6 protein-coding genes and 3 pseudogenes are annotated in these 13800 nt (G+C 56.4%); 1 reads left to right on the forward strand and 8 read right to left on the reverse strand.

Annotated elements, in window-relative coordinates; all coding sequences use genetic code 11:
• Positions 1–30: 30 nt before the first annotated feature.
• The 3 genes and pseudogenes from JCM2850_RS10725 to argS form a co-directional block, all read right to left on the reverse strand.
• Positions 31–660 carry a thiol:disulfide interchange protein DsbA/DsbL gene (locus tag JCM2850_RS10725; RefSeq protein WP_025871780.1) on the reverse strand — a complete coding sequence of 210 codons (630 nt, stop codon included), beginning with the start codon at positions 658–660 and terminating at the stop codon, positions 31–33.
• Between the two features lie 103 nt (positions 661–763).
• Positions 764–1354, reverse strand: a complete 591-nt coding sequence (locus tag JCM2850_RS10730) for an SPOR domain-containing protein (protein ID WP_025871781.1) — start codon at positions 1352–1354, stop codon at positions 764–766.
• A gap of 108 nt (positions 1355–1462) precedes the next feature.
• Positions 1463–3129 (reverse strand): annotated as a pseudogene (argS, locus tag JCM2850_RS18670) (arginine--tRNA ligase).
• A 105-nt stretch (positions 3130–3234) separates the two neighbouring features.
• Here argS and JCM2850_RS10740 point away from each other — a divergent pair.
• Positions 3235–5475 (forward strand): primosomal protein N', encoded by a 2241-nt coding sequence (locus JCM2850_RS10740; protein WP_234406206.1) that lies wholly within the window; start codon positions 3235–3237, stop codon positions 5473–5475.
• A gap of 80 nt (positions 5476–5555) precedes the next feature.
• On the opposite strand, the gene JCM2850_RS10745 is transcribed toward JCM2850_RS10740, so the two are convergent.
• The 5 genes and pseudogenes from JCM2850_RS10745 to JCM2850_RS18680 form a co-directional block, all read right to left on the reverse strand.
• Positions 5556–5843, reverse strand: a complete 288-nt coding sequence (locus JCM2850_RS10745; RefSeq protein ID WP_025871785.1) for a DUF5666 domain-containing protein — start codon at positions 5841–5843, stop codon at positions 5556–5558.
• Positions 5844–6070: 227 nt separating this feature from the next.
• Positions 6071–6334: a hypothetical protein gene (locus JCM2850_RS10750; RefSeq protein ID WP_025871787.1), complete on the reverse strand. Its 264-nt coding sequence runs from the start codon at positions 6332–6334 to the stop codon at positions 6071–6073.
• A 137-nt stretch (positions 6335–6471) separates the two neighbouring features.
• A pseudogene (gene hemE, locus JCM2850_RS18675) lies at positions 6472–7535 on the reverse strand (uroporphyrinogen decarboxylase).
• Between the two features lie 152 nt (positions 7536–7687).
• The gene (locus JCM2850_RS10765; RefSeq protein ID WP_025871789.1) at positions 7688–9115 is read right to left on the reverse strand and encodes a glutamate synthase subunit beta; all 1428 of its coding nucleotides are present in this window, start codon (positions 9113–9115) and stop codon (positions 7688–7690) included.
• Positions 9116–13782: pseudogene (locus tag JCM2850_RS18680) on the reverse strand (glutamate synthase-related protein). It abuts the gene before it with no gap.
• Positions 13783–13800: the final 18 nt, after the last annotated feature.

Raw genomic sequence — 13800 nt, forward strand, 5'->3', positions numbered from 1 at the left:
CCTGCAAGCTGGCGATAAGCGTTTTAGCGCTTACTTGCCGCCTCTTTCCTTGCGTACATTGTCTATCAGGTAATCAGCAACTTGCAGTACCTGCTGATTGCCACCTGCCATGGAGCTGGAAGTGATGTAGCGGCCATCAATAATCAGCGCAGGTACACCAGTGGCACCGGAATCACGGAAGGTGTTCATGGCGCGGACAATGTTGTTGTTGGTGGAGAAGGAGGCAAAAGCTTCTTCAACCTTTTTGCGATCCTGGCCGCCCTTTTGCGCAATCCAGTCTATCAACTGCACTTCAGAAGCCGGGTTGACGTTGCGAGCCTTGTGGATGGCATCAAACAACTGGGTATGCAATTTTTCGGTCAGATTGAGCGCTTCCAGAGCGTAGAAGGCCTTGCCTGCGGGTGCCCAGTCTGGACGTGGCACACCAGGTACACGCTTGAAATAGACATCCTGTGGCAGCTTTTTCACCCAGCTCGCCAGGCCTGGCTCAAGGTGATAGCAGTGTGGGCAGCCATACCAGAAGATTTCAGTGACTTCGATCTTGCTGGGGTTGTCCGTCTTGATGGTCTTGGCGGTCTGGTTGTAGTCGTTGCCCAGCTGCGGCTCAGCCATCACAGTGGTGGAAGCCAATAACATCAGGGCGGCAAGAAGCTTTTTCATGGTATGTCCTTGTTGTTTGCTAGTGTTGTTTTGTAGTGTTGGTTTGTATTGTGTGACTACCATGCATTAACGCATGGCTTCGTCATTGGCTGACCTGGCTAAATCACTGACCAGGTGTATTCACCTTGATCAAGTCAGCCTTGAACCCGTTCTGCGCAAGATCGGCTTTGGCGCTGTTGATCTGGTTGAGATCGGCAAATGGGCCTACGCGCACGCGGTGCCAGGTGCCCTTGCCCGGAATGGCCGCAGTCTGCACGATAGCCTCCAGGCCCAGCAAGGCCAGCTTGGCCTTCATGTTATCGGCTTCCTGTTCGGTCTGGAAAGCGCCAACTTGCAAGAAATAGCTTTCTTGCGTTTGGGTGGGGGCGGCTTCCTTCTGCTTGATTTCCTGTTCGGTTACCTGGGTTTCTGTGCCAGGCAAGATGGTATAGAAATCAAAGCGCGGTTTCTCGCTGCCTGCATTGTCATTCTTGGCGCTAGGCTGCTCCTTGGGTAGCTCTACCTCGTCCGGTGCCAGTTTGGGCTTGGCATTATGATCCTTGAACGGGCTATCACTGCCCATGACAAATATTGCCACGGCAACTGAGATGCCTACCCCAAGCAGAACACCAACCAGCAGGCCGGTTAGAAAGGGGCTATTGCCCTTGCTGCTGGAGCTGGCCTTGCGCTGTGCAGGCTTGTAATCTCGACTCACTTTATTTCCTCTTCCTCATGAACAGTTGGCCTGGCCTTACGTTGAAGCCAGTTTGTGACAATGCTTTAAATCTAATAATTCAATGCCGTTATGCGCTTATTTTTTCAGCTACATTTTTTCCGGTGCGCTGACACCCAGCAAGGCAAGACCATTGCGCAATACCTGGCGCGTGGCGGCTACCAGGGCCAAACGCGCTTCAGTTGTGGCGCTGTCTTCCACCAGGAATTTATGCGCATTGTAATAACTGTGTAAATCTCCAGCCAATTCCTTGAGGTAGGTGGCAACGATATGCGGTGCCAGTTCCTGAGCCGCAGCGGCTACGGTATCAGGGAACTCACCGAGGCGTTGCAGCAAGGCTGCCTCATGCTCATTGTCCAGTGCAGCCAGGCTAACATTGGCGAGGTGGGCAATATCGCCACCCCATTCATTCAGCACGCTGCAGATACGGGCATGGGCATACTGAATGTAGTAAACCGGATTGTCATTGCTTTGCGCGCGCGCCAGATCAATATCAAACACCAGCTGCGAATCGGCACGGCGTGCAGCCAGGAAGTAACGCGTGGCATCACAGCCGACTTCTTCTATGAGGTCACGCAAGGTGACATAGCTGCCTGCACGCTTGGAAATTTTCACTTCTTCGCCGCCGCGCATGACGGTGACCATCTGGTGCAGCACGTAATCTGGCCAGCCTTGCGGAATGCCGACATTCAGCGCCTGCAAACCAGCGCGTACGCGGGTGATGGTGCTGTGATGGTCTGCGCCCTGCTCATTGATCACGCGCTCAAAACCGCGCTGCCATTTGTCCAGATGGTAGGCCACATCCGGCACGAAATAGGTATAGCCGCCCTCACGCTTGCGCATGACGCGGTCCTTGTCGTCACCAAAGTCCGTGGTGCGCAGCCAGAGCGCATCATCCTGCTCATAGGTGTGGCCGCTCTTGATCAGGTTATCTACCGCAGCTTCCACCTTGCCGTCGCTATACAGCGCGGATTCCAGCGAAAACACGTCAAACTGAATCTGGAAAGCCTTGAGATCAAGATCCTGCTCATGGCGCAAATAGGCCACGGCAAACTGGCGTATCGATTCGGCATCATCGGCGTCACCGCTGGCGGTGACCTGCTGGTCATCAGCGGTGACAGTCGCTTTGGCGAGGAAAGCCTGTGCCACATCGGCGATATAGTCGCCTCTATAGCCGGATTCTGGCCAGGCAGCATTGTCTGGGTGTATCCCCTTGCAGCGTGACTGCACCGACAGCGTCAGGTTATCAATCTGCGCGCCCGCATCGTTGTAGTAAAACTCACGCGTCACTGCCCAGCCGCTGGCGGCAAGCAGGCGTGACAAGCAATCGCCCACGGCAGCGCCACGGCCATGCCCCACATGCAAGGGGCCCGTAGGGTTGGCAGAAACAAACTCTACCTGTATCTTGCGCGCCTGCCCTTGATGATCATGCCTTGCTGATTGTGGCCGTAATGCCCGGCCTGCTGTTGGATATCCTTGACCACGGCTTGTCGCGCTGCCGGGCTGAGGAAGAAATTGATGAAACCTGCTCCGGCGATTTCCACCTTGGCTACATATTCAGAGGCTGGAAGCGCGTCTATAAGCGCTTGCGCAAGCGCGCGCGGGTTCTGACGCAAAGGCTTGGCCAGCATCATGGCCAGGTTGGTGGAAAAATCTCCGTGCTGGGCAGTCTTGGGGCGCTCCAGCTGGATGGTGACCGCATCGGCAGTGAGGCTTTTTGCCGCCTGTAGGAGTAATTCGGTAAGATGTGCTTTCAAGGCAGGCTACAAACGTGAATAAAAGCATCATTTTAACCTACTGCAAGCTTGCACCGATATGCAATTGTCGAACTTCCACCATCATCCCGATACCAGCAGCAGCGCATGACCATGCCGGAAGCCAATAGCATGGCTGCAGCCGACAGCCCACAAGCTTTGAACATCGCCCAGGTAGCGATTGATGTGCCGCTGGATGGGGTGTTTGATTACCACAGCCCTTATCCTCTGCTCATAGGTCAGCGCGTGGTGGTGCCGTTTGGTGCCCGCAAGCAGGTTGGCGTAGTGACGGCGCTCCCTGCAAGCACTGACTTGGCACCTGCCAAGCTTAAATCCGTGTTGCAGCATTTTGGTGAAGAGCCAGTACTGGATGCCGAATTCTTTGCCCTGATCCGCTTTTGTGCCGATTACTACCAATACCCTTTTGGCCAGGCTTTGCTTTCCGCTTTGCCCGGCAGACTGCGCCAGACCGAGCCTGCCACCGCCAGGCAACAATTCAGCTACAGCCTTAATGACACTGGCGTGCAGGCAGGCCTAGATGCCCTGCCGCCCAGGCAAGTAGTACAACGCAGGCTGTATGCCGCCTTGCTGGAACATGGCGCGCTGAGTGAGTCGGCATTGACGGCTTTAAGCCCGGGCTGGCGCAAGGCCATGGCTGCTTTGCAGCAGCTGGGCTGGATAAATGAACAGCAGGTATATGCGGGCTTGCGCACTGCATTGACCGCCTCCAGTGTGCAGCCTGAGCTCAATGCCGAGCAGGCTGAGGCGGTGAGTGCCATTCTGCAACAGGCGCAAAGCTTCAAACCCTGGTTGCTGCATGGCATCACCGGCAGTGGCAAGACCGAGGTTTATATTCGCCTGCTGCAATCCCTGCTTGCAAATAACGAAGATCAAGCCTTGGTGTTGGTGCCGGAAATCAATCTGACGCCACAACTGGAAGCCCGCTTTCGCACTCGCCTGCCAGATTTTCCGCTGGTCTCGCTGCATAGCAATCTGGGCGAGAGTGAACGCTTGCAAAACTGGCGTCTGGCCCAATCGGGTGCTGCACGCATAGTCATAGGCACGCGGCTATCGGTATTTACCCCCATGCCCAGGCTCAAGTTGATTATTGTCGATGAAGAGCACGATACCTCGTACAAACAGCAGGACAGCATGCGCTATCACGCGCGTGATGTGGCGCTGGTGCGCGCGCAGCGGCGACAGATTCCCATACTGCTGGGTTCTGCCACCCCGGCGCTGGAAACCTGGCATAACGCACAGAGTGGGCGCTATGGCTTGTTAAGCCTGCGCCAGCGCGCTGTCAGCCAATCGCAATTGCCAGCCATACGCTGCGTGGATGTCTCCAAGGTCAGCATGCAGGATGGTTTATCACCGCAATTGATCAAGGCCATACGCGAGCGCATGGAAAAAGGCGAGCAAAGCCTGTTGTTTATCAACCGCCGTGGTTATGCCCCGGTGCTGCTATGCAATGCCTGTCATTGGATAGCGCCCTGCATGCGCTGCAGTAGCCGTTTAGTCGTGCATTTGCGCCAGGGGCGGCTGCGTTGCCACCATTGTGGCCATGAGCAGAAAATCGTGCGGCAGTGTCCAAGTTGCGGCAATCCAGATTTGCACCCTACCGGGCATGGCACCCAAAGGCTGGAAGAAACCCTCAATCAGTTGCTGCCAGGCGCAAGAGTATTGCGCGTGGATAGGGATAGCACGCGGCGGAAAAATGCATTGAGCGATATGTTATCGGCGGTGCATGCGGGCGAAGTGGATGTTCTGGTGGGTACGCAAATGCTGGCGAAAGGCCATGATTTCCCAAATTTGACCCTGGTCGGCGTGCTGGATACGGATAGCGCCCTGTTTAGCCCAGATTTCCGTGCCTCAGAGCGCTTGTTTGCGCAGTTGATGCAAGTGGCCGGGCGCGCAGGCCGTGCCGACAAGCCCGGTGAAGTACTGATACAAACCACCTTCCCCGAACATACTTTGTTCAACGCTTTGCGCAGCCAGGATTTCACAGCCTATGCCGGGAGCTTGTTGCAGGAGCGCGAGACTACGCAGTTTCCGCCTTATGAGTTTTTGGCGCTGATCAAGGCCGAGGCCAATGATTTCGTGCCTGTGCAGCGTTTTCTGCAATATGCCGCCGATACCGCGCGTGAATTTGGCAGCGAGGCGCTGGTCTACGACCCGGTCAGGCCACAAATGGAACGCCTGAAAGGCATGGAGCGCGGCCAGTTGCTGATGCAGGCTAGCAGTAGGCAGGTAATGCAGCCCTTGTTAAGGCAACTGACACCCTTATTGCGGCAACACCCGCTCAGCAACAAAATACGCTGGGCCATAGACGTAGACCCGCAGGAGTTTTAGCTGTATTCAGCCTAGGCTGAATAAAAGCTCGGCTGCGGGTTTTTGTCTAAAGCAAGTCTTGGCCTAAAGTCGGCTGAACCTTACTTGCCGCACTTCTCTGGCTTGATGGTCTCTATCTCAGTGGCCACACCTTTTTTGTGCTCCACTTCAACACAGGCACCCACCACCAGCGGGCCTTGATCTGGGTCAATATCAGTCTTCTCGGTGACTTCCACCTTCTGGCCACTGATGGTCCAGATACCAACATTGCCTGTTGGGCGCTCGTCTATGCGACCTTTGAATTCGCTGCCCGCCATAACGGGGTTGCTCATGAGCATGCCACTGACGGTCAGCAGGGAGAGTGTAGTAAACAGGGTGCGGATTTTCATGTTGTTGTCCTCGCGTGAAAGTGAGGACATTCTAGAAATTCTGCGCTAGCGGGATTATAGGCCGCCAGCCGATTCTGCTGTAGGAATTGGACTAGCCAGTCTGGAGGGGCGGATTGACTGATGGTTTGAGAATGAAACCAGGGTATAAGACATAACAGCCTGGGCTGAGCCAAGCACATCGTCAGCAAGCCGGGCAATGCCACCCGGCCTGTGACATTGACTAGAGATTACTCGCTGCCTTCCTTGGGCTTATCCGCAGCTTCTTCAACTTCCTTGGCGTGTTCAGCAGCATGCTCGGCGTGTTCCTGTGCGTGCTCTTGTGCTTCACCAGAGGCCGCATTGGCTTCTGCTGCATGCTCAGCATGTTCCTGAGATTTTTCTACTGCTTCGGCAGCGGCAGCTTCTACATTTTCTTCCTGCTTGTTACTGCAGGCACCCAGCGCCAAGCTGGCAAGAAATACAGCTAAAACGGAAGTCGAAAGCAGTTTCATGGTTATCTCCAGTGGATGTTATTGAATGGTTTGCGCAGCATAGCACTTCATTACACTGCTTTGTGGCTCATGATCAGCTATGGCAGCCTTGAGCCAGGAATGTTCCGCAAACCTGGCATCTGAGCTGGAATCAGTGTTTAAAGATGATACTTGCTGCTGATGGCGTGTACGGCCTTGATCATGGCCTCGGCATTCTCGGGCGGCGTGTACTGGGTAATGCCGTGGCCGAGGTTGAAGACATGGCCGCTGCCTATGCCGTAATCGGCCAGAATGCGGCTACTTCCTTTTCCACCGCCTCGGGCGTGGATAGCAGAATCGCCGGGTCCATATTACCTTGCAGCGCAACCTTGCTGCCTACACGGCGGCGGGCTTCACCCAGCGATACGGTCCAGTCCAGGCCCAGCGCATCAGCGCCAGTCTCGGCCTGGGCTTCCAGCCACAAACCACCGCCCTTGGTGAAGACGATGCTGGGTACGGCGCGGCCTTCATTTTCCTTGGTCAGCGCGCTGACGATACGGCGCATGTATTGCAGCGAGAATTCTTCATAAGCATGGTGCGAAAGTGCGCCACCCCAGGAATCAAAAATCATCACCGCCTGTGCCCCGGCTGCAATTTGCGCATTGAGGTAGGCAATCACGGTTTGCGTGGTGATATCCAGAATGCGATGCAGCAGCTCTGGCCTGGCATAAGCCATTTTCTTGATCGTGAGGAAATCAGTACCGCCCCGGCCTTCCACCATATAGGTGGCCAGTGTCCACGGGCTGCCAGAAAAGCCGATCAAGGGCACGCGGCCATCCAGTGCGCCACGAATCTGGCTGACAGCATCGGTGACATACTTGAGATCGCTACCTACATCCGGCACGGCCAGTTTGAGAATATCGCTTTCTTCGCGCAAGGTGCGCTCAAACTTGGGGCCTTCGCCTTCTTCGAAATACAGGCCCAGGCCCATGGCATCGGGAATGGTCAGGATGTCGGAAAACAGTATGGCAGCGTCCAGCGGGTAACGATCCAGCGGCTGCAGGGTAACTTCAGTGGCAAAGTCCGGGCTTTGGCACAGGCTCATGAAGCTGCCTGCATGTTTGCGGCTTTCCCGGTACTCAGGCAGGTAGCGTCCGGCCTGACGCATCATCCAGACTGGCGTGTAGGCGGTGCGCTCACGTTGCAGGGCACGCAGGAAGGTATCGTTCTTTAGGGACGTCATGAGGGTGTATCCAGAAAATCAAGCGGCTATTTTACTAGCTAAGTAGGAAAGTAGCTAAATAGGAAAGGGCCACCGCGAATCTGCAGTGGCCCTGGTTTGAAGCCCAGCAAGAGCTTGGTTGGCTACCCAGCAGAGGGCTGAAAACTCGCGAGCTAGCGCGGTAAGGTGCTGCTGCCCATGAGAAACTCATCCACGGCGCGTGCGCATTGACGGCCTTCGCGTATCGCCCACACCACCAGCGATTGACCACGCCGCATATCACCAGCGGCAAACACCTTGGGCTGCGAGGTGGCATAGCTGCGCGCGCCTTCTGTGCTGGCCTGTGCGTTGCCGCGTGCATCTTTTTCCACACCAAAGGCATCCAGCACTTTTTGCAAGGGGCTGACAAAGCCCATCGCCAGCAACACCAAATCCGCTTTCAGCGCGAATTCAGAACCAGGGATTTCCTGCATCCTGCCATCACGCCATTCAACACGGGCCGCAGTCAGGCCTGTTACCTTGCCGTTTTCGCCAGTCAGCGCCTTGGTCATCACTGCCCAGTCACGCTCACAGCCTTCTTCGTGCGAGCTGGAGGTGCGTAGCTTGATCGGCCAGTTGGGCCAGACCAGTTCCTTGTTTTCATGGGCAGGTGGCTGCGGCATCAGTTCAAACTGCGTAACCGAGGCTGCGCCATGGCGGTTGGAGGTGCCTACGCAGTCAGAACCCGTATCACCGCCACCAATGACGATGACATGCTTGCCGCTGGCGAGAATCTGATCCTCGACTTTATCGCCTGCCACTACCTTGTTCTGTGCCACGAGGAAATCCATGGCGAAATGCACACCATCCAGCTCGCGCCCTGGGATGGGCAGGTCACGCGGATGCTCGGCACCGCCAGCCAGTACCACGGCGTCAAATTCGCTGGTGAGCGTTGCGGCATCTACATTGACGCCCACATATTGATTAACGCGGAATTCCACGCCCTCGGCCTGCATTTGCTGCATGCGCTTATCTATATGTGATTTTTCCAGCTTGAAATCGGGGATGCCATAACGCAGCAGGCCGCCAATACGGCTTTCCTTTTCCAGCACCACAACGCTATGACCCACGCGCGCCAGTTGCTGTGCGGCTGCCAGCCCGGCCGGGCCTGAACCTACCACCGCGATTTTTTTCCCGGTCTTGTCCTTGGCTGGCTGTGGCTTGACCCAGTCCTGTTCCCAGGCGTGGTCTATGATGGCGTGCTCTATGGACTTGATGCCCACTGCATCGGCGTTGATATTCAGCGTACACGCTGCCTCGCAGGGGGCGGGGCAGATGCGGCCAGTAAACTCCGGGAAGTTATTGGTTGAGTGCAGTACTTCTATCGCCTGCTGCCAATTCTGCTGGTAAACCAGATCATTCCAGTCTGGAATGATGTTGTTGACCGGGCAGCCTGTGGTGCAGAAGGGAATGCCACAATCCATGCAGCGTGCGCCCTGCACGCCAGCTTTTTCGTCAGAAAGACGTAGCACAAACTCCTTGTAGTTCCTGACTCGGTCAACGACCGGAAGATAGGACTCATTAAGGCGCTCGAATTCCAGAAAACCAGTGACCTTACCCATTTATGCTGCTTTCCTTTGTGCGGCTTCGGCCATTTCGCTCAGCGCGCGTTTATATTCGTTAGGCATGACCTTGATGAACTTGCTCAGAGCGCTATCCCAGTGTTGTAGCAGGCTTTGCGCCTTTTCACTGCCGGAGAGGCTGGCGTGCTTTTCGATCAAGGTTTTGAGGATAATCTCGTCGTGCTGTCCCAGATGGTGGCCATGCGCGAGTTCATCACTGGCTTTTTCTACAGCAGACAAGCTGACCATGCTGTGATTGCAGCGCTTGCTGAACAGTCCGTCTTCGTCCAGCACATAGGCAACGCCGCCAGACATGCCCGCTGCAAAGTTAAGCCCGGTGGGGCCGAGTACCACCACCGTGCCTCCGGTCATATATTCGCAGCCATGATTACCCAGGCCCTCAACCACGGCTGAGGCGCCGGAATTGCGTACGCAGAAGCGCTCGCCCGCCACGCCGCGGAAGTAGCTTTCGCCCGAGGTGGCACCATACATCACCGTATTGCCGACAATGATGTTGTTCTCGGCCACGCCACGGAAGGCGGCGGGCGGCTTGATGATGATGCGGCCACCACACAAGCCCTTGCCGACGTAGTCATTACCCTCACCACTCAGTTCCAGCGTGATGCCACGCGTGAGGAAGGCGGCAAAACTTTGCCCGGCGGTGCCGCTGAGCTTGACCGTGATGGTGTCATCCGCCAGCCCAGCACGGCCATAGCGACGTGCCACTTCGTAAGACAGCATGGTGCCTACACTGCGGTTGGTGTTGACGATAGGGGATTCAATCACCACCTTGCTACCAGTTTCCAAAGCCTGGCTGGCTTGTGCAATCAGCTTGCGATCCAGGGCTTTATCCAGGCCGTGATCCTGCAATTCAGCATGGCGGCGAGAAACGCTCTCGGCCACCACAGGCTGGTGGAACACGCGCGTGAAGTCGAGGCCACGGGCTTTCCAGTGTGCAATGCCTGCCTGCATGTCCAGCAGGTCGGCACGTCCTATCAAGTCATCAAACTTGCGCAGGCCTATCTGTGCCATGAGCTCACGCACTTCCTCCGCAACAAAGAAGAAGTAGTTCACCACATGCTCAGGCTGGCCAGTAAAGCGCTGACGTAGCACTGGGTCCTGTGTGGCCACACCTACGGGGCAGGTATTGAGGTGGCATTTGCGCATCATGATGCAGCCTTCCACTACCAGCGGTGCGGTGGCAAAGCCAAATTCATCTGCACCCAGCAAAGCGCCTATCACCACATCGCGCCCGGTCTTGATCTGACCATCCACCTGCAAGACGATACGGCCGCGCAACTGGTTCAAGACCAGGGTTTGTTGGGTTTCTGCCAGGCCCAGCTCCCAGGGCGTACCCGCATGCTTGATGGAAGAGATAGGCGAAGCCCCGGTGCCGCCATCATGCCCGGCCACCACAATGTGATCGGCCTTGGCCTTGGCAACACCAGCAGCTACCGTGCCTATGCCGGTCTCTGAGACCAGTTTGACCGAGATACTGGCTTCGGGATTGGCATTCTTGGCGTCATGAATGAGCTGCGCCAGATCTTCAATCGAGTAAATATCATGGTGCGGTGGCGGTGAAATCAAACCAACGCCTGGTACCGAGTGACGTAGCTGGGCGATATAAGGGCTGACCTTATGGCCGGGCAATTGACCACCCTCGCCAGGCTTGGCACCTTGCGCCATCTTCAGCTGAATTTGATCGGCATTGGCGAGATAGTCCGCTGTCACGCCAAAGCGGCCAGAGGCAATCTGCTTGATGCTGGAGCGCAGGGAGTCACCCGCCTTGAGCGGAATATCTTTCTCTATGGCATCAGCGCCTATCACGGCGGCCATGCTGCTATCCGCAGTCAGGCGCACAAAGCGCTTGGGGTCTTCACCGCCTTCGCCAGTGTTGGAGCGCCCGCCTATGCGGTTCATCGCCACGGCCAGCGTGGCATGCGCCTCGGTGGAGATAGAGCCTAGCGACATCGCGCCCGTGGCAAAGCGCTTGACGATCTCGCTGGCCGCTTCTACTTCTTCCAGCGGCACGGGCGAGCCCACAGGCTTGATCTCAAACAGGCCACGCAAGGTCATATGTCTGCGGGTCTGGTCGTTAATCAGCTGGGCGTATTCCTTGTAGGTGCTGGCCTCGTTGGTACGTGTGGCGTGTTGCAGCTTGGCGATGGACTCTGGTGTCCACAAATGCTCTTCGCCGCGCACGCGGAAGGCGTAATCGCCACCTGCTTCCAGTGCATTTGCCAGCACCGGGTCATCGCCGAATGCTGCCTGGTGCAGGCGCAGATTTTCTTCGGCTACCTCAGCAATGCCTATGCCTTCTATGGTGGTGGCAGTGCCAGTGAAGTATTGGCGCACGAAGCCAGAATTGAGGCCCACGGCCTCAAAGATTTGCGCGCCGCAATAGGATTGATAAGTTGAAATGCCCATCTTGGACATGACTTTGTGCAGACCCTTGTTGATGGCCTTGATGAATTTCTTGAAAGCCGCCGCTGCGTCAGCCGGCTCGGGCAACATGCTGCGTATGGTTTCATAGGCTAGCCACGGGCAAACCGCTTCGGCACCATAGCCTGCCAGCAAGGCAAAGTGATGCACCTCACGCGCAGAACCCGTATCAATCACCAGGCCAGTGCTGGTGCGCAAGCCCTCATGCACCAGTTTCTGGTGCGTGGCAGAACAGGCCAGCAGGGCCGGAATCGCCAGACGCTCGGCGCTGGCATTGCGATCAGACAAAATCAACAGGTTAAAGCCAGCATGCACCGCATCACGGGCGGCCTTGCACAAAGTCTCTACCGCTTGCGCCAGGCCATGGGCACCCAGGCTGGCCGGATAAGTTGCATCCAGCACCAGGGCGCGGTAACGCCCGTCCGTGGTCTGGTCTATCTGCTTGAGTTGTTCCAGTGCCTCCAGCGTCAGTACAGGCTGGCTGGCTTCCAGGCGCAATGGCGGATGACCATCACTGGCACCGAATAGATTGGGCTTGGGGCCGATAAAGGTCACCAGCGACATCACCAGCTCTTCGCGGATTGGGTCTATAGGCGGGTTGGTGACCTGGGCGAACAACTGCTTGAAATAGCTGTAAAGCTGCTTGGCCTTGCTGGAAAGTACAGGCAAGGCACTGTCATTGCCCATGGAGCCAGCCCCTTCTTCGCCATTTTGTATCATGGGCTGCAGAATGAACTTGAGGTCTTCCTGGGTATAGCCAAAAGCCTGTTGCAGATCAATCAGCGGTGACTTGAGCCTGAGCCGGGCCTGATCAGCATCGCTGCTATTGCTGACCAGTTCATCCAGATGGATGCGTGACTGGGCAATCCAGTCACGATAAGGCTGAGCCTGCGCCAGATTGCGCTTGATCTCCACATCATCAATGATGCGGCCCTGCTGCATATCAATCAAGAACATCTTGCCGGGTTCCAGCCGCCATTTCTTGACGATGCGCTCTTCAGGGAAGGTCAATACCCCCATCTCGGAGGCGAGCATGACGTGATCGTCGTCAGTGATCAGGTAGCGTGCGGGGCGCAAGCCATTGCGATCCAGCGTGGCACCTATCATGCGGCCATCGGTAAAGGCCACAGCGGCCGGGCCATCCCAGGGTTCCATCAGGGCGGCGTGATATTCATAGAAATCCCTACGCTCCTGATCCATGAGCGGATTGCCAGACCAGGCTTCGGGAATCAGCATCATCATGGCTTGCGGCAAGGAATAACCCCCTGCCACCAGCAATTCCAGCGCGTTGTCGAAGGCGGCAGAGTCGGACTGGCCTTCCACTATCAGCGGCCAGAGTTTTTCCAGATCTTCACCGATCAAGCCGAGCGCATGGTTTCATGACGCGCGGCCATCCAGTTGACGTTGCCCTGCATGGTATTGATTTCGCCATTGTGGGCAATCATGCGGAACGGGTGCGCCAAATCCCAGGCCGGGAAGGTGTTGGTGGAAAAGCGCTGATGCACCAGGGCCAATGCCGAAACCATGGTTTCATCTTGCAAGTCTTGATAGTAAACACCAACTTCATTGGCCAGCAACATGCCTTTGTAAACAATGGTGCGGCTGGAGAGTGAGGGGATGTAGAACTGCGCCATGTCGTCCAGCTTGAGCGCACGCACGGCATGCTCTACCCGCTTGCGGATGACAAATAATTTGCGTTCAAAATGATCCTGGTCAGTGACACTGCTGCCCTGCTGGATAAACACCTGACGCATCACAGGCTCTACGGCGCGGGCAGCATCGGCAATATTGCTGTTATCGCGCGGCACATCGCGCCAGCCGAGGAAGTGCTGCTCTTCCTCATGGATGATGCGGGTGATGATGGATTCACAGGCAAGGCGACCATTGATGGATTGCGGCAGGAAGATGGTGCCGCAGGCATACTGCCCTTCAGCGGGCAGGTTGATGTTGAGCTTGAGCGCTTCCTTGCGCAAGAAGGCATCGGGGATTTGCATGAGTATGCCCGCGCCATCACCCAGCTTGGGGTCGTAACCCGTGGCACCTCTATGCGTCAGGTTGGCCAATATGCGCAAGCCATTGCGCACTATTTGATGGCTTTTACGGCCCTTGATATTGGCGACAAAGCCCACGCCACAGGCATCATGCTCCTGCCGGGGATCGTACAGGCCTTGTGGAGCTGGTGCCCCAGAACGCTGTACAGCCTGGCCGTCTGACTCGAAATTCATCTGCGCTACCCTCTTGCC

Origin of the sequence: Methylobacillus glycogenes JCM 2850 (assembly GCF_000617925.1) — a bacterium.
Lineage (GTDB): Bacteria > Pseudomonadota > Gammaproteobacteria > Burkholderiales > Methylophilaceae > Methylobacillus > Methylobacillus glycogenes.